The 21,509-nt window shown below is 35.7% G+C and carries 20 protein-coding genes; 9 read left to right on the plus strand and 11 right to left on the minus strand.

Going from position 1 to position 21,509, the window contains the following annotated elements; genetic code table 11:
• Window positions 1–10: 10 nt before the first annotated feature.
• Complete coding sequence (locus NLW78_RS01915; RefSeq protein ID WP_254494805.1) at window positions 11–679, minus strand: TerC family protein; 669 nt, start codon at window positions 677–679, stop codon at window positions 11–13.
• A gap of 328 nt (window positions 680–1,007) precedes the next feature.
• Between NLW78_RS01915 and mecA the strand changes: the two genes are divergently transcribed.
• The 3 genes from mecA (at window position 1,008) to NLW78_RS01930 (ending at window position 4,725) form a co-directional block, all read left to right on the plus strand.
• Window positions 1,008–1,685, plus strand: coding sequence for an adaptor protein MecA (gene mecA, locus NLW78_RS01920; protein WP_254494807.1), 678 nt, complete (start codon window positions 1,008–1,010; stop codon window positions 1,683–1,685).
• 162 nt (window positions 1,686–1,847) lie between these two features.
• Window positions 1,848–3,356 carry a cardiolipin synthase gene (gene cls / locus NLW78_RS01925; protein WP_254494809.1) on the plus strand — a complete coding sequence of 503 codons (1,509 nt, stop codon included), beginning with the start codon at window positions 1,848–1,850 and terminating at the stop codon, window positions 3,354–3,356.
• Window positions 3,357–3,564: 208 nt separating this feature from the next.
• Window positions 3,565–4,725, plus strand: coding sequence for a competence protein CoiA (locus NLW78_RS01930; protein ID WP_254494811.1), 1,161 nt, complete (start codon window positions 3,565–3,567; stop codon window positions 4,723–4,725).
• 7 nt (window positions 4,726–4,732) lie between these two features.
• Here NLW78_RS01930 and NLW78_RS01935 read toward each other — a convergent pair whose 3' ends face one another.
• Complete coding sequence (locus NLW78_RS01935) at window positions 4,733–5,077, minus strand: PilZ domain-containing protein (RefSeq protein WP_254494815.1); 345 nt, start codon at window positions 5,075–5,077, stop codon at window positions 4,733–4,735.
• Window positions 5,078–5,396: 319 nt separating this feature from the next.
• On the opposite strand from NLW78_RS01935, the gene pepF reads away from it, so the two are divergent.
• Entirely contained in the window at window positions 5,397–7,205 is a 1,809-nt protein-coding gene (pepF, locus tag NLW78_RS01940) for an oligoendopeptidase F (RefSeq protein ID WP_254494818.1), read from the plus strand.
• A 39-nt stretch (window positions 7,206–7,244) separates the two neighbouring features.
• Here pepF and NLW78_RS15725 read toward each other — a convergent pair whose 3' ends face one another.
• The 4 genes from NLW78_RS15725 to NLW78_RS01955 form a co-directional block, all read right to left on the minus strand.
• The gene (locus NLW78_RS15725) at window positions 7,245–7,430 is read right to left on the minus strand and encodes a hypothetical protein (RefSeq protein ID WP_496197727.1); all 186 of its coding nucleotides are present in this window, start codon (window positions 7,428–7,430) and stop codon (window positions 7,245–7,247) included.
• Between the two features lie 305 nt (window positions 7,431–7,735).
• On the minus strand, window positions 7,736–8,626 hold the full coding sequence (locus NLW78_RS01945) for a ClpXP adapter SpxH family protein (protein WP_367617648.1): 891 nt from the start codon (window positions 8,624–8,626) through the stop codon (window positions 7,736–7,738).
• Window positions 8,623–9,027, minus strand: coding sequence for a globin domain-containing protein (locus NLW78_RS01950; protein WP_254494820.1), 405 nt, complete (start codon window positions 9,025–9,027; stop codon window positions 8,623–8,625). The genes NLW78_RS01945 and NLW78_RS01950 overlap by 4 nt, the downstream gene beginning before the upstream one ends.
• 71 nt (window positions 9,028–9,098) lie before the next feature.
• A complete protein-coding gene (locus NLW78_RS01955) occupies window positions 9,099–9,671 on the minus strand; it encodes a CYTH domain-containing protein (RefSeq protein ID WP_254494822.1) in 573 nt (190 codons plus the stop codon).
• Window positions 9,672–9,827: 156 nt separating this feature from the next.
• On the opposite strand from NLW78_RS01955, the gene yjbM reads away from it, so the two are divergent.
• Genes yjbM through NLW78_RS01970 form a run of 3 tightly spaced genes read left to right on the plus strand, consistent with a single transcriptional unit; the run spans window position 9,828 to window position 12,180 of the window.
• Window positions 9,828–10,448, plus strand: coding sequence for a GTP diphosphokinase (yjbM, locus tag NLW78_RS01960; protein ID WP_254494824.1), 621 nt, complete (start codon window positions 9,828–9,830; stop codon window positions 10,446–10,448).
• A gap of 38 nt (window positions 10,449–10,486) precedes the next feature.
• Window positions 10,487–11,296, plus strand: coding sequence for an NAD kinase (locus NLW78_RS01965; protein ID WP_254494833.1), 810 nt, complete (start codon window positions 10,487–10,489; stop codon window positions 11,294–11,296).
• An 11-nt stretch (window positions 11,297–11,307) separates the two neighbouring features.
• The gene (locus NLW78_RS01970) at window positions 11,308–12,180 is read left to right on the plus strand and encodes an RluA family pseudouridine synthase (RefSeq protein WP_254494835.1); all 873 of its coding nucleotides are present in this window, start codon (window positions 11,308–11,310) and stop codon (window positions 12,178–12,180) included.
• Window positions 12,181–12,196: 16 nt separating this feature from the next.
• Here NLW78_RS01970 and NLW78_RS01975 read toward each other — a convergent pair whose 3' ends face one another.
• The 5 genes from NLW78_RS01975 to NLW78_RS01995 form a co-directional block, all read right to left on the minus strand.
• Window positions 12,197–13,279: a Ger(x)C family spore germination protein gene (locus NLW78_RS01975; RefSeq protein WP_254494837.1), complete on the minus strand. Its 1,083-nt coding sequence runs from the start codon at window positions 13,277–13,279 to the stop codon at window positions 12,197–12,199.
• Window positions 13,266–14,366, minus strand: a complete 1,101-nt coding sequence (locus NLW78_RS01980) for a GerAB/ArcD/ProY family transporter (protein ID WP_254494839.1) — start codon at window positions 14,364–14,366, stop codon at window positions 13,266–13,268. Before NLW78_RS01980 ends, NLW78_RS01975 begins: the two co-directional genes overlap by 14 nt.
• Before the next feature lie 15 nt (window positions 14,367–14,381).
• Complete coding sequence (locus NLW78_RS01985) at window positions 14,382–15,839, minus strand: spore germination protein (protein WP_254494841.1); 1,458 nt, start codon at window positions 15,837–15,839, stop codon at window positions 14,382–14,384.
• A gap of 137 nt (window positions 15,840–15,976) precedes the next feature.
• Window positions 15,977–16,717, minus strand: coding sequence for a bis(5'-nucleosyl)-tetraphosphatase PrpE (gene prpE / locus NLW78_RS01990; RefSeq protein ID WP_254494844.1), 741 nt, complete (start codon window positions 16,715–16,717; stop codon window positions 15,977–15,979).
• A 60-nt stretch (window positions 16,718–16,777) separates the two neighbouring features.
• The gene (locus tag NLW78_RS01995) at window positions 16,778–17,956 is read right to left on the minus strand and encodes an FtsW/RodA/SpoVE family cell cycle protein (protein ID WP_254494846.1); all 1,179 of its coding nucleotides are present in this window, start codon (window positions 17,954–17,956) and stop codon (window positions 16,778–16,780) included.
• Window positions 17,957–18,158: 202 nt separating this feature from the next.
• Between NLW78_RS01995 and mgtE the strand changes: the two genes are divergently transcribed.
• Both mgtE and NLW78_RS02005 read left to right on the plus strand, forming a co-directional pair.
• Window positions 18,159–19,523 (plus strand): magnesium transporter, encoded by a 1,365-nt coding sequence (mgtE, locus tag NLW78_RS02000; protein ID WP_254494850.1) that lies wholly within the window; start codon window positions 18,159–18,161, stop codon window positions 19,521–19,523.
• 18 nt (window positions 19,524–19,541) lie between these two features.
• Window positions 19,542–21,398, plus strand: coding sequence for a monovalent cation:proton antiporter family protein (locus NLW78_RS02005; protein ID WP_254494852.1), 1,857 nt, complete (start codon window positions 19,542–19,544; stop codon window positions 21,396–21,398).
• Window positions 21,399–21,509: the final 111 nt, after the last annotated feature.

Consider the following 21,509-nt stretch of genomic DNA (forward strand, 5'->3'; position numbering starts at 1 on the left):
TTTAATTTCTCTATGAAACTGGCTTTTCTTTTAATAGCTTCCCAACAACGATAACAAATAGAATTGTAATAATAGGTAGTAAATAGTGAGTGAAATGGTACTGATCATAAAAATGATGTAAACGTTCCTCACCGAGTATCATCTCCGCTGCTGTGTAGGCTAAAATACTGGCACCGATATACACGATGATGGGGTACTTCTCCATAAAATGTAATATTAGCTTACTTCCCCATATAATAATGGGAACAGATACCAATAGTCCCATTACAACTAACCAAATGTTCCCATGTGAAGCTCCTGCAATCGCAAGAACGTTATCAAATCCCATTACAATGTCAGCAAAAACAATTGTTTTAATTGCCGATAATAAATTATCTTTTGGCTGGATATTCGGATCTGCCTCATCATCGGCCAGTAATTTAACCGCTATGTAAATGAGTAAAAGTCCACCTACTAATTTTAGGAACGGGATTTGTAATAAATAAAGGGCAACTGCAGTAAGAATAACTCGAACACCTATTGCGAAGGCTGTCCCCCATAAAATGGCCTTATTCCTTTGTTTTTCAGGTAAATTCCGACTCGCTAACGCAATAACAATGGCATTGTCACCACCTAAAACAATATCAATCCCAATGATAATTAAAATAGCTTTTATGATTTCTAAGTCTAAAAAATCCATCGGTGAATCCTCCCCTATAATCCGTGACAAAAACTAAAAAATGTATTAAAATGTATTATTAATTAGTCATTAAATAAACATTTTATCAGACTTTTACAAATATAGATTATAGGTTAAGAAAAGTCAAGAATGGTGTGTTTCACTAATTTCGCTAATTTAAAGCATTTCTGTTTTCAAATAGTCATGTTGTATCATAAAATAATATTAAGTAGGATAAACCCTTGATGATTAACGAAGGAGATTTCTGGGTAAACCGTTAGTAGAAAGATGAAAAAGGGTTAAGATCCCTTCAAATAATATTTCATTTGGTAAGAAGGGAGAGGTAAAGATGGAAATAGAGCGTATTAATGAGAATACCTTAAAGTTTTATATTTCTTATATAGATATCGAAGACAGAGGTTTTGATCGGGATGAAATATGGTATAACCGTGAAAAAAGCGAACAACTTTTTTGGGAAATGATGGATGAAGTGAACGAGCAAGAGGAGTTTAATGTAGATGGACCTCTTTGGATTCAAGTACAAGCAATGGATAAGGGTTTAGAAATTGTAGTGACAAAGGCTCACTTAACAAAAGATGGACAAAAAATTGAATTGCCAACTGATGATGGTAAGTTAATTGATATGCAAGTCGATGAAAAAGTGGACTCTTTACTTGAACAAAACCTTGAAGAAGGCCTAGAAGATAACGATGAAGAAGCTGATGAACCACAACAATTCTCCTTTATCATTAAGTTCGGAGATATTGAAGATGTCATTCAATTAAGTCATGCTATGATTGATTCAACTGATATTGAAAATCGTTTGTATCATTTTGAGAATCACTATTTCCTATATGTTTCTTTTGATGGAATGTTAAATGATGACGAGGTTGAAGATGTGCTAAGCCAATTATATGAGTATGGTGAGGATAGCCATGTAACAATCCACCGTTTAGAAGAATACGGAAATGAGATTTTTGGCGAAAATGCAATAAACCGTATAAAAGAATACTTTTCAAAGTTGTAAACAATATCTGTATTCTTAACCCTTGTCGCAGAATGACAAGGGTTTTTTATTATGGTGATGGGTAAAGTAATAATATTTTCCGTTTGTTATTTATATTAAGCATTTTTACAGTAAGATGTTATTATAGTCTACATAAGGACACATATAAGGATGGTATAAAGAATGTTTAAACGTATACAAATATTACTGTTTTTATCCATTGTGATTGCGTTAACGCTTTTCACACAATCACTTTGGGAAGGTTGGCTCCTTACTTCCTTTTCAGTATTTATCACAATTTCTGCGATTTTAATTTCATTTCTAATTTTTCTAGAGAATCGAAACCCCCGGCAAACGTTAAATTGGCTGTTAGTGTTAGCCGCATTTCCAGTGGTCGGTTTCTTTTTTTATTTACTGTTTGGTCGGAATTATCGAAAGAAGAAAATGTTTGAAGAAAAAGCAGAACTAGACGAGATTGCATTTAAGAAAGTAGAAGGCAAACGATTTATTAAAAATGAAGAACTACTAAATTTGGGAGAGAACAAGAAAACATTATTTCAACTTGCACAAAACATGGGGAATTCCCCAATCTCTATTCATACTGAAACAAAAGTATTAACAAACGGAAATCAAGCTTTTCCTGAAATTATGAATCATTTAAAGACGGCCGAGCAACATATCCACCTCGAATACTATATCGTTCGAGACGATAACATTGGGAATGAAATTAAAGATATCCTAATTGAAAAAGCGAAAAGTGGAGTCGAAGTTCGATTCCTCTACGATGCCGTAGGTAGTTGGCGTCTCTCCAATAACTTTAAAGGAGAAATGCAAAAAGCAGGTGTTCAATTTATCCCATTCTCACCAGTAAAGTTACCTTTCTTCAGTAATAAAGTGAATTTCCGTAATCATCGTAAAATTATCGTTATTGATGGAAAAGTAGGATTTATTGGTGGGTTGAATATAGGAGATGAATATATAGGGCGTAATCAATATTATGGAAATTGGCGTGATACCCATTTATTTTTAAGGGGAGAAGCAGTCCGTAGTTTACAATTGATTTTTTTACGAGATTGGTATTACATGACGGGAAACGCTTTGTTGAAGCAAGCCTATTTGTCTCCTGAGTACGTTAATGAAGAATCGGGTGGAGTTCAACTTATTGCAGGTGGTCCTGATAGTCAGTGGGAAACAATTAAAATGTTGTTTTTCTCAATGATGGTCTCAGCGAAAAAGTCCATTTACATCGCATCACCTTATTTTATACCTGATGACGACATTTTATCGGCCTTAAAAGTTGCAGCTTTAAGTGGGATTGATGTGAGATTGCTTGTACCAAATCGCCCTGATAAACATATAGTATATTACGCATCTCAATCTTATTATCCAGAGCTTCTGGAAGCCGGTGTAAAGGTGTATCGTTATAATGAAGGGTTTTTACATAGCAAAGTCCTGATAGTTGATGAGGAGCTGGCTTCAATTGGAACGTCTAATATGGATATGAGAAGTTTTCATTTAAACTTTGAAGCGAATGCCTTTTTATATAGAACCAGTAGTACAGAAAGATTAGTGCATGACTTTTTAAATGATATTAACCATTCCACCGAGATCTTTTATGAAGAGTTTAAACAACGGCCATTCCATCAACGTGTTTTAGAGTCATTATCAAGGTTATCCTCACCCCTATTATAAGAACTAGGAACTGACAATAAAGTTCCTAGTTTTTTTATGGAAAATATCCTTTCTCATTTTTTTTATATGAAATGATAAAGTTTGTACAACGGAATTTTAAAGATAACTATTAATACAGTCGTTATTTTACATAAATACTCTTTTTTTTCACGTTTCAAAACATCATATCCTTAATATAAAAAATGTTGTTTTAGAAGGAGGTATTCCGTTGTTTAGTGCTTATGATCGTGAAGGAAGAAAAGTATGTCTACTTCATTATAATAATGAGGAGATAAAAGGGATGAGAGAAAAAACATTTTCATGTCCCGATTGTGGTGATCCGGTCATTTTAAAGACCGGAAATTATGTTACTCCCCATTTTTCCCATAAACCGAATAAACGCTGTCGACATCATGTAGAAGGGGGTGAAGGAAAATATCATGAGAATGGAAAAAGAGATTTGTATTATTGGTTTCAACAGCAGGGGATTTTCGTAAAGTTAGAATATTATATTAGACGAATAAAGCAAAGGCCGGATTTGCTGGTGAAGTGGGAAAACAAATACTATGCTATTGAATTTCAATGTTCCACTATCCCTGGGGAAGTCATAGTGAATAGATCAAGGCAATATTTATCAATTGGTATTCATCCGATATGGTTGATTGGTATGAGGCGTATATCATATAAAAGTGACCATATAATAATGCAACGCTTCGAGTGGTTGTTTTTTCAAAAACTATCAAAGGAATCCATTTCTCCAAGATTGCTTAGTTATTGCCCAAATGTAAAACGGTGCCTTCTTTTTGACGAACCTTACCCATATAAAAGAAAAGTATACGGGAGTGCCCGTATACAACCTTTGCATAGATTCACTTTTGCCCATTGGTTTCAAAATATTGAAAATATGAAATCGTCTTTCATAAATAAATGGTTCGAAATTAAGAAAATGTTCCGCTTGACTGTTCCTAAAAGGCTGTCTAGGCAGGAACAGATATTTCGGAATTGGCTATACGAGAAAGGTTTTCATCCTCAACAGTTACCCGCATATATTAACGTACCGATAAGCAGTCATTATAAAATTGAAACACCCCTCTATATTTGGCAAGCATTCCTTTGCATCGGATTCATAAAAGACCAGGAAATTGGAGAAACTTTTACCTATAACCAATGTTTGGAGTATGTAGAAAGGTGGATTATGTATCGGAATATTCCCTTTTATCATGATGACAAAGAACCAATATACGAGTACTTGTTATTGTTACAACATTTGGGCATTATCGAAACTGTTGGAAAGTACACATTTATGAAAGTAGATAACATTCACTTATACGAATTGTTAGAGGAAGCCTTGCGACAAGATGCACTTATATTGCAGAGACTTCAAGTATAGTTATGTATTAATTGCTCATGGCAAGTGGTTGTGATTCATATAAGTAATTCTCAAGAGCATGATAATACTCAATTGGAAAAGTATCAATTTGAAACCCATATTCAAACCCATTATGTGTTTGTTTTTGCCAAACAATATTTCCTTTAAGGGCAAATTCGGGTCCATTAAATGAAAAATCAATGTGGTACTTAAAATTAGAATTGGTTGGTAAATTTAAATTTGATATGAATCGTAACCCGTTTAGACTAATGTCCTTAACAGATATGTTGGTTGCTTTGTTTGGAATTTGTTCCAAGCGAAGTTGAGATCTATTATTCGATAATGTTAATCTAGAAAATTTTCGATTCTCCATGGTTAATCACCTCGAGTAAAATTGTCCTATGATATATTACCTATATAATAACGTAAAATACAAGAAATGGTAAAGTAAAAGATGATTTATTTTTGAGAAATAATTTATTGGGTATAAAGAACTAGGTTTTTGGTTCTATTGACCCTTGTTGAAAAAATTCTGCAGGTACTAAGTTTTCTTCACCGTCATGCTGTTCCCGTTCATGTTAAATCCTATAAACATTTATGAATATTACTGCAATATAATAAGATGGAAGGCAGGATATTTGCATTTTTTCAAGAATTGAAAGAAAGTGTATGAATAGAAGGAGGAATTCACTGTGTCAAATGGGAAGCAATTACCAAACCGTAACGAAATACCAGAAGAAAGAACATGGAAATTAGAGGATATATTTCCTACAGATAAAGACTGGGAAACAGAATTTGAAGAAGTCAAAGCACTATACCCAAAAATTTCAGAATATCAAGGCAAGGTGACAGAATCTGCCGATACTTTATTATCTTTACTAAAATTACAAGATGAAATCTCCGCGAGGCTGGGGAAGTTATTTACATATGCACATATGCGATATGACCAAGATACAACAAATTCATTCTATCAAGAGTTGAATACAAGGGCAGAAAATTTACTAACACAAGCTTCAAGTGCTATGAGTTTCATTGTTCCGGAAATACTAACATTAAGTGATGAAAAAGTTCAACGATATTTAGATGAGGATGAGGAACTAAAAGTTTACGAGCATTATATTCAAAATACATTGCGTCAACGTTCTCATATTTTAAGTGAGAATGAGGAGGAGTTACTGGCTGAAGTATCAGAAGTAACGGCAAACCCTGCTCAAACCTTCGGCATGTTAAACAATGCTGATATTGATTTCCCTTCTGTAAAGGATGAAAACGGTGAGGAAATTGATTTAACACATGGACGTTATATACGCTTTCTAGAATCACAAGACCGTAGTGTAAGGGAAGCAGCATTCAATGCGATGTACGATACATTTGGTAAGTATAAGAACACGTTTTCATCTACACTAAGTGGTGCTATTAAAAAGGACAATTTTTTTGCAAAAGCACGTAAATATAAGTCTGCGCGAGAAGCTGCATTAGGGTCAAACAATATTCCTGAAACGGTTTATGATAATCTCGTAGAAGCAGTTAATGAAAAATTGCCACTTTTACACAAATACGTAAAGTTGCGGAAAAAGGTTCTAGGTCTAGATGAGTTGCACATGTATGATTTGTACGTCCCATTAGTGAAAGATGTTGACATGAAGGTTACGTATGATGAGGCGAAAGAAACCTTACTGAAAGGTTTGCAGCCTTTAGGGTCTGAATATGTAAACATTGTTGAAGAAGGGCTAAACAACCGTTGGGTAGATATTGACGAGAATAAGGGAAAACGAAGCGGTGCATACTCATCTGGAGTATACGGGACGAACCCGTACATTTTAATGAACTGGCAGGATAACATTAATAATCTATTCACATTGGCCCATGAATTTGGACATTCAGTTCATAGTTATTATACGAGAAAAAACCAGCCGTTCCGTTATGGTAATTACTCCATTTTTGTTGCTGAAGTTGCTTCAACAAGTAATGAAGCAATCTTAAACGATTACTTATTAAAGGAAACCAATGATAAACAGGAAAAGCTATATCTATTGAATCACTTCCTCGAGGGTTTCCGTGGCACTGTATTCCGTCAAACGATGTTTGCGGAATTCGAACATGATATTCATGTACGCGCCCAAAAAGGTGAGGCCCTTACCGCTGAGAAAATGACAGAGCTTTATTATGATCTAAATAAACGTTATTTTGGAGATGACATCGTTGTTGATGAAAAAATTGGTTTAGAGTGGGCCCGTATTCCTCATTTCTATTACAATTATTATGTGTATCAGTATGCGACAGGATATTCAGCAGCAACAGCACTAGCAGCTCAAATTTTAGACGAGGGAGAACCTGCTGTAAATCGGTTTATCGATTTCTTGAAGGCCGGTAGTAGTGATTACCCAATTGAAGTGTTAAAACGTGCAGGAGTAGATATGACATCGAAACAACCAATTTTAGCAGCACTGGATGTATTTGAAGAAAAGTTAAATGAATTTGAACAATTAATTACAGAATAAATGAAAAGCAGTCCCCAAAGCGATTGGGTGACTGCTTTTTTAAAAACGCCTTCTAAAACCGCGAAATGCTCTTCGATAAAAAAAACTGTAAATGAGCATGTAGGATGTTACAAATAATAAAGGTAAGGTGATATAACGGGGATAAACGTTCATTAATCCTAGTATATTTACAATGACTGCCCCAATAAATAACAAAAATAAAAAATATGGGAAGGGTTTCCGCATTGTGTGTTCACCTCACTTCTTTTTGTTACAAGCATATGGCTGATAGTGATAAAACATGCTATTGATTTAGTCTGTGACAGTTTTGTGAATTCATCACAATCTATATTGATTCTAACATTTGATGATGCTATATTATTAGCCGAAGGGAAATTCACACCCTTGGACAAAGCCCCTTTGTTCGGCTGTGAAGATAACTTTCTCCCATCCCCCTTTGTCGTTTTATAAACGATATGAAGGATGACAACTCCCTTTCATCCTTCAATTAAATAAAAAAGGTGCTAACTCAATCGGAGTAGCACCTTTTTTTAATATTCTTCTTTATAACGCCAAAACGTTCCGTATTTTACAGGAACTTTATCTACTTGTCGTTTTAACTGTAGTTTTTTCATTTCCTTTTCCGCTTTTTCTAATGTCCAATCAAATACGGTTGATACTTCTTTTGTTGCAACGAATTTAAAATGGCGAAGAAATTCCTCTAAGGTTGGCTTAACAGCAGGACGGGGGGATTTACGTAATATTTCATGTAAAACAGATACATAGACATCATATGAATAAAGCCCTGATATTTTTATCCCTTCCTCATCTTCACTTTCATTAAAGAAAACAATGGTTGGCAAGTACTCTACTTCCATTTCTTTTGTTAACTTTAAATCACATTGAAGAGCACGTTTTGCGGCATCAGATTTTAAATCTTGTTTAAACTCTTCCATATCTAGATGTGTTTCCTCAGCACATTTTAATAATACGTGCTCTTCTGTAATATTTTGTTTATCAGCGAATAAATATTCTCTTACTTTCCTTAAATACCGTGTCCCTGCTTTCCCACCTTGCAGTTCTGCAGCTTTTACTGCTAATGAAGTAAGCCAAGGAGAGGAAATTGGTGTATCTATCCAAATATCATTATCACAGCTCATGCCAGTTCTACTCGCTGTTTTATTCCATTCTTTTGCAAATTTTTGCTTATTTTCCGCACATAGAAAAGACATTTTGCCACTAATAATGGGTCTTATTTTAAAGAAGCGGCCATATTCAATAATTAACTTTTTTAAGATCGGTTCCATTGCCCAACAGTCCGCACATAAAGGATCAACGAATACATATACTTCAACAGGTTTTTTTAACATGTTAAAAAAACCATACTGGGATTGACTGTCTATGTTCGTGTTGTTTGTATGCCCAGTACCTTTCTGTGTCACAGGGATTCTCCTTTCCGATCTTCTGGAGTATTCATCATATGGTTAGCAGTCATTGTTAACCGTTCAATCATGGCATTGCGATAGGGCTCTTGAATATCTGTTTCATCTATTGCCTCTATCATACAATGCAACCAAGCATCACGTCGGGTAGGAGTAATCTCAAAGGGTAAATGCCGTGCCCGTAACATCGGGTGTCCATGTTCCTGAATATATAAAGGAGGACCACCGAAAAATTGACTTAAAAATTGAGTTTGTTTGCGGGCGGTTTCTGTTAAATCTTCTGGGAAAATCGGGGCTAAATCAGGATGTTGAGCGACCCTTACATAAAATGCTTCGACAAGTTTTTTAATGGTTTCCAAGCCACCAATTCCATCATAAATCGTATCACTCATATCATTCATACAATACTCTACCCTTCTTTTTTAATTTCTTTTATTTTAGCAACGCCTGTATTTATCGGCAAATGTTCTGTTTAGTCTACTGTATGAAAAAAACGTTCAATTTTATTTGGAGTCTTCCTTTCCGGTATATGCACTTCGTTAAGTAGTCGTTGAAAGATACGTTTGCCTTCTTGATAACTGTTAGCCTCTACCTCTAATTCATAGTCCACATTTCCATTGTAACGACTAATATCGAAAACGACGGTACAATTGTTCCAATTCTTTTCAATTCGTTCAGTCTCTAACTGACCTCTATATTTCAATTTATGAATGGGAATTTGAAGTTGCTTTAATTTTTCCTCAATTGGATGTGGAAGTTGTATGTTCCCCTTCTTCCAATTGAATAATTCCTCCTTCGTCAGTTGGGCATGTGTTTCTAATAACCCTTTGGCGTGTGGTTGTTTTAGCGTACATGTATATGTCCCTAGCTTCTCCCGGATACGAAGTGCGCTACCCGCTTGCTTTAAATCGAACTCATCGGTTTCAAAATAGTAATTCATTTGTTTTTTTCCACTTTCACCTGACATATTAAGGTGTTTCAACAGTATTTCATATTCCGTTTTTGTTAATAAGTTTTTAAATTCTATTTCTATTTCTTCTTCCATGGTGTTGCCCCCTTTTTGGAACACTTATCCCTTATTATGTACAGTCTTATAGTTGAATGCAAAGGTTAGCCCTTACCAATATTTATGGTACAATAAGTTAGTGAACCCTAGACGTACCATATGTGAAACGGAATGAAAGAATAGGTGGGATTGCATTTGAATTGGGAGATATTATTGGCACCATATAGACAAGCCGTCAACGAATTAAAAGTAAAACTTAAAGGAATGAGATCACAGTTTGAGCATGAATCCCAACACTCACCCATTGAATTTGTAACAGGTCGGGTTAAACCAATCAGGAGTATTATGGAAAAGGCGAACCGAAAAAATATTCCCTCTAATCAAATTGAAAATGAAATTCAAGATATTGCAGGGTTAAGGGTTGTGTGTCAATTTGTTGGTGATATATACTCAGTTGTAGATATGTTGAAACATCGTAATGATTTTAACATTATAGAAGAAAAGGATTATATAACACGTAAAAAGGAAAGTGGATATCGTTCATACCACGTGATTATTGAATATCCCGTTGAAACGATACACGGAGAAAAGAAGCTGACAGCTGAAATACAAATTAGGACATTGGCGATGAATTTTTGGGCCACAAATGAACATTCCCTCAACTATAAATATTCTGGCCAAATTCCGCGAAATATTGAAAGTAGGTTACGCAGAGCAGCTGAAGCGGCGTTTCAGCTTGATGAGGAAATGTCCAAAATTCGTAGTGAGATACAAGAAGCGCAACGAATCTTTAAAAAGAAACAGGATACAAATTAGCAATTGGATTGATTTTCGCAAAAGAGGGGAAGGGTAAGATGAGGTTCGCAATTTTATCTAAAGGTGATATTACTTCTAATGACATTCGTACGAAGATGAAAAACTATTTATGTGAGTTTGATTTGGAATATGATGAAATTGAACCAGATCTTGTTATATCTGTAGGGGGGGATGGTACGTTATTACATGCGTTCCATTCTTATGTTCATAGATTAAACAAGACAGCTTTCATAGGTGTTCATACTGGGCATCTAGGATTTTATGCCGATTGGATGCCAAAGGAATTGGAAAAACTGATTATCGAGATTGCGAAGACGCCGTTTCAAGTTGTTGAGTATCCACTTCTTGAGATTGTCATCCAACCGAAAAACGGTGGAGAAGAAGAGCGACATATTGCGTTAAATGAAACCTCAGTCAAAACACCAGAGGGATCAGTCGTATTAGATTTAGAAATTAAAGGAGAGCATTTTGAAACGTTCCGTGGAGATGGATTATGTATCTCTACTCCATCTGGCAGTACGGCATATAACAAAGCGTTAGGTGGGGCAATTATTCACCCGTCCTTAGAATCAATCCAAATTACAGAAATGGCATCCATCAATAATCGGGTGTTTCGTACAGTGGGATCCCCACTCATATTACCGAAGCATCATACTTGTGTATTGAAGCCGTTGAATGATCGTAGTTTTTTTATTACTGTGGACCATTTTACGAAAACATATAAAGATGTAAAAACCATACAATGTCGTGTTGCACGTGAAAAAGTTAGGTTTGCTCGTTTTCGACCGTTTCCATTTTGGAAAAGAGTCCATGAGTCCTTTATCGCAGGTGAACAACGTGAGAGATAGAAGGTGCCATTATGAAATGGAGTATTAAAAAGGAACAACACGGAATGCTCGTACGGGATTATTTAATGTCCGTACGAGCATTTTCACGTCGAATATTAAAAGCAGTGAAAGAAGAGGGACGAATCCTACGGAATGGGCAAGATGTAACCGTCCGTGAAACAGTCAATCAAGGGGATATCATAGAAGTAATATTTCCGGAGGAGAAAAAGGGAAGAAATCTTGAGCCAATTCCTGTCCCACTTAATATTGTATACGAAGATGATGACATTATTGTTATGAACAAGGAGGCAGGTATACCTGTAATTCCATCGAACCATTACAGAGGTGCTACCATTGCCAATGGGTTAATTCATCACTACGAAAAGTTAGGATTATCATATACTGTTCATATCGTCACTAGGCTTGATAAAAATACTTCTGGCCTAATGTTAATTGCAAAGCATCGTGTAAGTCATGCCATCCTAGCAGAATCCCAAAAAAAGTGCCAAGTAAAACGTACCTATATGGCATTTGTTTCCGGACATTTGTTACAGAAGCAGGGAACTATTCATCTCCCTATCGGTCGTAAACCTACATCTATTATCGAACGAGAAGTTCGTCAAGATGGACAAGAAGCGACTACGCATTATGAACTTGTAAAGGAGGAACGTACTTTTTCGATATTAAAAGTTCAATTAGAAACAGGGCGAACGCACCAGATTCGAATCCACTTTGCACATATTGGTCATCCTTTGTTAGGAGACGATTTATATGGTGGATCAGTAGAATTAATCGGAAGGCAAGCACTTCATTGTCACGAGTTAACGTTTCCCCACCCTTTTACAGGAGAAAATCTACGTTTTACCGTCGATTATGCCGAAGATATGGAGCGTTTACTCATATAACACGTTAGAGGGATGGTCACCGGATGACACCTGATTCGGTTATGTTTACTTCTGGTTTTACTTCAATTTCTAAAGAAGGATATATGTCGTCCCACTTCTTTTCATCCCAGTTTCGGTCTTTGCTTCTTACATAAGCGGAAATTTCTAACGGGTCTATACCGTGTTCTTGGAACCTTTTAATTAGCTCTTCGCCGTCACTTTTAATTTTTTTCGTAATTTTCTTCTCCAGTCTTTTCAGTACTTTATTTGTTACTTCTTGTTGCTTGTACTCCTCAATAGATGCTTCCACTTTTACATGTAGCGTGACTTTAGGTTGTTCCTTCATTTCCACTTTTATTTTTCGCTTAGTACGTGTTCGTAATGACGATTCATCCTCACCATCATTTTCCTCATCTTTGAAAATGAAAGGTCCTTTGCCGCTACGAGTTGCGAGCATTTTAAATAACATCGTTTGTTCCGTGTCAATCTTATCAACATATTTATCTTCATCAAATAATCCAACCCCGTTAACGACAATACGGTCCTTTTGAGCCTTCAAAATCGGCAGATAGGGATCAACTCCTTTTTCGTAATAGCTATATACAAACTCTTTCAAATTCATGTCAGGTAATATACCACTTTCCATATTTTGACGAATTAAGTCAGATAAGTAAATGCCTGTTCCTTTGTAGCTATATTGTTTTTTTAACGCGTCAGCTGTAGAACCTTCGAATACAGCGATATTTAAGTTGGAACCTATAGTTGGATCACGTTGCAAACTGTCAATGAGTTTGATAACACCTTCTTTCGCTGTCTCTTCATTTAATAATAAAACTTCTAACTTACCTGCAACTAACGTTTCTGAAGATTGTTCATTTAACTTCTTTACCACCTCATGTGCCATAGATCCTTCATCTGAATATTGAAATTCGGTAATTTGTTGATCTTGTCCATATTGAGGGACATATGCAGTTCCTAAGAGTCGGTCTTTTTCAATTAAATCGTAGCCAAGCACAGTGATTAAATGAATTTCGTCAACGATATATGTCTCTATATTATTACTAGAAAAAATGGCAAGGAAAAAAGCAATATAAAAAAATACTACTCTAACTTTTTTCATGACGTGGATTCACCTTTTTTCGTATTAAATAGAAGAAACAAAGGATTGGAATGTAACCGTACATTAATATGAGACCGGTGTTTGATATGAACGTGCTAAACTTATCAATCATTGTACGATCTTTTAAATATAAACAGATCATAAACGAAATAATGGCGAGCAGATAAATGTTATGTTTCTGTTTGTAATTTGCCATTCGCTTCAATCCGCGACTAGCTGCCCACATCGTTAAGCACATATTTGGTAAAGAGACAACGAACCAAGAAACAATCCCAATATATTCAAACCGTTCTACAAAGGGGAGTTCTACAATTTTCCACATCCCGAGTGTTGGCCAAATTACATCTTTTAAGTAATCTAAACTGTAGTATGACAAAGTAATCATTAAGTTAAGCAAGTATATAAATGTCGTATGGATTAAACCTAGGTGTGCCCACTTCTGTGATGTCTCCGGTTTTTGAATAAAAGGATAGAAAAGTAGTAGGGTGCCGAAGCCTAAATAACTTAAAATCGCCAACCTTGACGACATAAAAATATCCTTGATTGAATGGTCAAATATAGGTAACAAGTTGTGAAAATGTGAAAACTCTAAAGGTGACAGCAACGTTAATATTAAATAATAAGGTATAACAAGGCCGAAAAAACATATTCCTGTTACAGTACGGAAACCACCGGTAATTACGTAAAAAATAAGTGGGTAAATTACAAGTGCCAAAGACCAGGTATTGAGTTCTTCAAACATCCATACTTGAATAATTTCAATATACATTCGAACAATTGTCGTAGATAAGAGAAAAAAGTAAACGATGAGAATGGTATTAAATAAATTTCCGACCCACTTTCCAAATACTTTTTTATGAATATCTATAACATCGCTTTTTTCCTTATTCAACATCCAATATATTAACCATAATATGAAATGGGTAGCTATCGCGGCAATTATCACAGACATCCAGGCATCTTGTTCGGCTGGTTCTATAATCTGTGATTGAAAAGTTAATAAACCTATCCCGATTTGCACAGATGTAATAAGAAAAAATACGAGGTTGGGTGATACTTTAAACTGATCTTTAATAGGTTGTCCCATCTTATAATCCCTCAACTATTCATCAATGTCGTTCGTCTCGTTTACCTTTTTACGATTAAACCTTTGACGGTTTTGTGCTAGTACCCCTTTTGGTCGTTTCGATTGCATAGAAAACGGAAGTCGCACGAACGCATCTTTTAAATCTTTTGAGTTAAACGGAAACAAAGGTTGTAAAAAGGGTCTTCCTATAGAAGTTAGGCGCAAAAGGTGCGTTAATATGTAACTAAAGCATAACGCAATCCCTAACAATCCCCATATGTGAGCAAAGATGAGAAATGGGAAACGAATGATTCTAATTGTATTCCCCATGTTGTATACTGGGGTCGTAAAAGAGGCAAGTGCAGCTAAGGCTACAATAATTAACAATACATTACTAGTTAAACCCGCCTCTACAGCTGCTGTACCAATAACGATACCACCAACGATACCAATCGTTTGACCGACTTTTGTCGGTAGCCTTGCTCCAGCTTCTCGTAACAGTTCAATCGTCATTTCTAAAAAGATGGCCTCTAAAATAGGCGGTAACGGTACTTGTGTTCTAGATGCAATTAACGGTCCTAATAAAGCTTTAGGTAACAATTCGTAATGATGTGTCAATACGGCTACATAAATAGGTGTAATTAAGATGGAAAAACTAACGGCAAACAGTCTAAGAACACGAAAGAAGGACGCAATTTGCCAATTTAAAAAGTAATCTTCAAACGCTGAAAAAAATTCTACTAATGTCGTAGGACAAATAAGAACATGTGGTGAACCGTCAACAATAATGGCTATTTTTCCTTCTGCTAATATAGAGGTAACACGATCGGGACGTTCAGTATTCAAAATTTGAGGAAAGGGTGAATTTTGGTTATCGGATATGATTTGTGATACAAACGAACTGTCAATAACTTGATCAATATCTATATCTTCAATTCTTTGAATGACGGTTTGGACATTCTCTTTATTCGCAATACCGTCTAAATATAATACTGCAACTTTCGTTTTTGTTAAGCTTCCTACATTAATGGTTTCAACCTTAAGCTGTTCTGTTTTTAACCGTTTACGTACTAAGTGCAAATTCTTATCTAATGTTTCAACAAATGATTCTTTAGGTCCAACAACTGAAAACTCAATTTCTGGTATTGAGACATCCCTTGATTGATTTAGAGGAATTGGGATAAGTAATATTTTTGCAGCATTTTTCTTAAGGTGTATGGAAATAAACCCTTTTAATAAATTTTCTTGGATTGTTTTCGGGTCACTCGTTATAATGCCTTGTTCAAATGGTATCCCTTCTTTAATGTCCTCTAAAGATTTCATGTTAGCTTGTAAATTAGGTAATAAGTCCCGATGCAACACTTTCGTATCTATAATTGGTTTAAAGTATGAAAGTATAAAATGCTGTTTTACTTCTCTTTGAATAAAGTCGTTTGATGTAGATAATGATTGGAATAAATTAGAAACGTCATGTTTCGAAGAGCGTAGTTTCATATCGCCACAACCTATAAGGGATATTTTTGACATTGCTTTTCGTTATTTTGTCCTATCGACAAAGACCTATTCTTAATTAAAAAGGAGAATAGAAAAGACCTTTCGGTGTTGAAAGGCCATAAAGAACAGGAGTAAACTTAGTCAAACGTGCGAAACTTTTCTTCATTGAAGGGTTGTAATGAAGGAACGGAAACGAATGTTTCTTCTGGTAAGCGAAAAGCTGTTAATAAGCCGCCAAACACACAACCTGTATCAATATTAACGGTTTTCCCAATGATGCGTGGTTTGGCAACTGGAGTGTGACCATATATAATCCAGCGCTTACCGGTATAATGTTTTGCCCAGTCACGCCGTTCAGGCATTCCTTTTTCATCTGTTTTTCCTGTTATATCCCCATATAAAACAAATGTTTTCACCCGTTTTCCTGTTTTTCCGATCATCTCCTCTTTAATACCAGCGTGAGCTACAACAGCATTTGCTTTATCTAATATAAGATATAAAGGAGCGTCTTCATAAAGCTCAATAAACTGTTGTTTTATCCCTTCCTGTTCTTGTTTCGAAATGGATTCAAGCTCCGCTACGGTCGTTTCAAGTCCGTGTTTAATTTGTACATTATTCCCTAAGAAGTAACGGTACAATTTATTACAATGATTTCCGGGAACATATCTGGCTTTATCTTGTTTTATCATATTATAAACAAGTTTCACCACATTTAGGGATTGTGGTCCACGGTCTGTTAAATCTCCTACGAACACGGGTATTCTCCCCTCTGGATGGGCAAAGATACCTCTGTCATTCGCCTCGTATCCTAATTTTTTAAGAAGGGCTAGTAATTCCTCATAGCAACCGTGGATGTCTCCCAAAACATCTACTTTCAATCCAAAACACTCCTTATCCCCTTTAACAGTATTGATATTGTTATCTTCTCCAGCTCTCCTTTAATCAAACATAGATATGTGGGTTCTTAAACGTACGTTTAAGACAATTCCTACCCCAACGAGGTAAGCTAGCAATGAGGTACCACCATAGCTTATAAACGGTAAAGGGAGACCGGTAATTGGTAATAGTTGCAAGGACATGCCGATATTTTGAATAATTTGATAAGTAAACATTCCAATAACACCTGTGCATAAGTAGCTGCCAAATGGATTTTTACATTCCAATGCTATATGAATCATTCGATAAATTAATAAAAAGAATATTGTAATTAATAAACTGGCACCGACAAAACCAAACTGTTCTGCAATCGCAGAGAAAATCATATCAGTATGGCGTTCAGGTATATATACTTGTATATTCATGAATCCTTTTCCTACGAGCTGTCCTGAGCCAATCGATAACATTGCTTTTAATATTTGCATTCCTGCTGTATCTGAATGGCTTTCTGGTTCCATCCAAGCTTCAAAACGTTCGAAAACGTGATTGAAAATCGTTCCCCCAAGTTGGTTCTCGACAAAACTTGGGAAAAAAAAGTAAAGTGATATAAGGGAAGCAATAATGATAATAAATACCGAAAAAATTGTAATGAGAATGCTCCATCGAATGCCGGACACGAGAATTAAAAACGCAGTAATTGCAGATAAAACTAAAGCTGTTCCTAAATCAGGTTGTATGGCAACAAGTAATATTGGTGGGAGTGCTATTAAAGAAATTTTAACAATTAACCAAATATCATCACGAAATAGTCGCTTTTTTCTTTTTTCATTATGAGCGGTAATGACATGACTGATTGTAATGATATAGAGAAGTTTCATAAATTCCCCTGGTTGAAAGGTTAAATTTAACCCTGGAATTGAATACCAACTCGTTGCGTTGTTTAATGTTAAAACAATAGGGGCTGGTAGGATGAACAATCCAGCTAATAATAGAATTCCGATACTGTATAATACCCAAGACAACCTTCTTAAGTGTTCATAATCAACTAGCATAAATACAGCAATTACGGTAGCACCAACGACGTACCAAATCGATTGTCGAAGATAAAATTTCGTTCCAACAATTGAAGGTGGTAGGAAAGGTTGAATCGTATAGAGGGTAAAACAGCTTATAATTCCAAGTATAATGACGATACATATTAAAAAGTAATCTACTTTCATAGGTTGTTTTTTATCTATCATCCAAAATTTCCCTTTCCGATGAATCAGGATTTGTATGAAACTCCCTAAATTTTTTGTTAACGATTTAGTATTGTTGTAAATAAAGGAGTTTTCATCAACATAGCTAAATTGTTATAAGTTTTGTTCGTTGACAAAAGTCTATATAAGCCTTTAAGATAAAACGGTCTTTATCCATTTTAACTGGGTGGGAGGAGGTATATTCATGGAACATTTAGAGGAAATTGAACGACAAAAACTATGGGACCGTATTGAAAGTACATTATTAAATGAACAGATCGATCAATTCCGAGCCGAGTTTTTGGAACTTCATCCATACGACCAAGCAAGAATATTTGAAGATCAATCTGAAAAAGTGAGAAAACAAATTTATACCTATCTTTCCCCAGAGGAAATTGCCGAAATTGTAGAACATTTAGATGCTGGTTATGTTGAGGTTTTATTTACGGAAATGAATCCCCAATACTCTAGCCAAGTAATCGCTGAGATGTCCACTGATGATGCTGTAGATATACTAAACACATTAAATAAAAACGAAGTGGCAAGCTTTTTGGCAATTATGGATAAGCCGCACGCTGATAAAATAAAAGAGCTGTTGCATTACGAGGAAAAGACAGCTGGTAGCATTATGACAACAGAATTCGTTGTTATACATTCGTCTATGACCGTACGGGAAGCAATGTTACATTTGCGTAAAGAGGCTCCGGGAGCAGAAACGATTTATTATGTTTATGTTATCGATGATGCTAAACATTTAGTTGGTGTTATCTCTTTACGTGACTTAATTGTAGCAGAAGATGACTGGTACATTTCTGATATTATGAGCGAACGAATCGTCTCAGTACCTGTCGGTGAAAATCAAGAAGAGGTTGCCAGAATGGTGCGTGATTATGACTTTTTAGCACTACCTGTTGTTGATTTCCAAAATCATCTACTAGGAATTATTACGGTAGATGATATTATGGATGTAATGGAAGAAGAGGCAAACGAAGATTATTCGAAATTGGCCGCTGTAGCAGACGTTGATACACCAGATGTCAACGCACTGTCCGCAGCAAAAAAACGTTTGCCATGGCTGATCATTTTATTGTTTTTAGGAATGCTAACCGCTAGCTTAATTGGTAGGTTTGAAAATACATTAAATGAAAAAGCAATACTAGCCATTTTCTTACCTCTTATAGCCGGTATGGCAGGAAACACCGGCACACAGGCATTAGCTGTTGCTGTCCGAGGTATTGCAACGGGGGAAATAGAAAAAGAAGGAAAATATAAATTGTTGTTTAGAGAAGCAGGTACTGGATTAATTACGGGCATAAGCTGCGGAGTTTTAATCACATTGATTGTCTATTTATGGCAAGGTCAATTGTACTTGGGCATTTTAGTTGGAATATCTATTATGATTACACTAGTTATTGCAACATTGGCGGGGTCTTTTATCCCATTGCTCATGCATAGACTAAACATTGATCCGGCAGTAGCCAGTGGCCCCTTTATTACAACAATTAATGATATTATCTCTATACTAATTTACTTCGGGATGGCAACATTGTTTATGAATATGTTGATTTAAGGAGAGGGGGACGAGTGAATGGAACATCATGCGACATCCATTAGTTCACTTGTTATTGTCATATTAGCTGCGTTTATAACACCAATTTTATTACACCGTTTTAAATTGAAACTTATACCCGTAGTGGTAGCAGAGATTATTATTGGGTTAATATTAGGTAAAAGTGGATTTGATCTCGTTCATGAAGATTCATGGTTAGAAACGTTATCGACACTAGGGTTTATCTTTTTAATGTTCCTTAGTGGGTTAGAAATAGATTTCTCACCCTTTGCTAAAGGGAAAGCAAATAAACAAATTAAAAGTAACAACGGTCAACCAAACCCTGTTGTTGCAGCTTCATTAGTCTTTGTCGGTATTTTTGTCATATCTTTAGGTTTATCTTATCTGTTTGTCATTTGGGGATTTATTGAAAATGCCTTCTTAATGACATTAATTATTTCTACCATATCCCTTGGTATCGTCTTACCAACACTAAAAGATGCAAATCTATCAAAGACTAATGTAGGTCAGACGATTTTGCTTATCGCAGTTATAGCTGACTTAGCAACTATGATCTTACTAGCTGTATTTGTATCGATTTATGATTCAGGAGACGGCAACACGTGGTTACTCTTAATCTTATTTGGTGCAGGTGTCTTGTTCTACTTTGTAGGGAAACAGTTCCAACGATTTTCATTCTTAGAAACGTTGACAAAAGGCACGATTCAAATTGATACACGGGCGATTTTTACATTAATTATTGTATTAGTTGCTATTTCCGAGTCAGTAGGTGCAGAAAACATTTTAGGAGCATTTTTAGCAGGTGTTCTTGTATCATTACTCTCACCGAATACAGAAATGGTGAAGAAACTGGATAGCTTCGGTTATGGGTTCTTAATTCCTATCTTCTTCGTTGTCGAAGGGGCTAAGATTGATTTATGGTCATTATTAACAGATCGGAAGATGCTGTTGCTTATTCCGTTGCTAGTAATAGCACTATTTATCTCTAAGATTATCCCTGTACTCATTCTTAGAAAGTGGTATGATTGGAGAACAGTTATGAGTTCTGGAATTATATTAACTTCTACGTTATCCCTCGTGATTGCAGCAGCTAAAATTGGGGAAAGAATGGGTATGATTGACAGCCAAATGTCAGGAACATTAATTGTTGTTGCTGTCATAACTTGTTTGATAGCACCTGTATTCTTTAATAAGATATTCAAACGCCCAGAGGACACAGAGCACAAACAAGTGATTGGTTTCATTGGTTCTAACCAAATGACATTGCCTGTAGTGCGAGAATTAGACATTGACTTATATGAAACACACCTTTACCATACAAAAATGGAAAAGTTGGATGAAAATACTTCAAAAACTGCATTCGACATTAAAGAAGTGGAAAGTTACAGTACGTCCGAACTCGATTCAATGGGTGTGTTTGAAGTGGATATTCTAGTTATATCTACCGGTGATGAACAATTAAACTCAGACATTGCAGTGTTTGCAAAACAAAAAGGAGTAGATCGGGTTATTGCTCGGGTTGAATCTCCTGATTTAGACCAATATTTAAAAACGAACGAAGTGGAAGTGTTTTCTGTCTTCCTATCAACGAAAGCACTGTTAAAAGCCATGATTGTTGCTCCAAGTGTTGTGGATATTTTGACAAACCATGAAAGTCAGCTATATGAAATAAATATGAACAACACAGCATATGACGGGATTATGCTACGGAACTTCCCATTTACTGGGGATGTTATTATGGTTCGGATTTTCCGTGGAAAAGATTCGATTGTTCCGCATGGAGATACAGAATTGCGTTTTGGAGACCGGTTAATTGTTACAGGATCCAGTGAATATGTAGAAGAGTTGCGTACTATTTTGGAGTTTTGTGAATAGGAAAAGTCGTTTAGACTCCTTACTAATCGTAAACAATGATTAGTGAGGAGTTTTCCTTATAAATAAGAAATGTTTGAGATTTCAGAGGGAATTGTATAAAATAGTACTAGG

Origin of the sequence: Salirhabdus salicampi, assembly GCF_024259515.1 — a bacterium.
In the GTDB taxonomy this organism is placed as follows: Bacteria; Bacillota; Bacilli; order Bacillales; family Alkalibacillaceae; genus Salirhabdus_A; species Salirhabdus_A salicampi.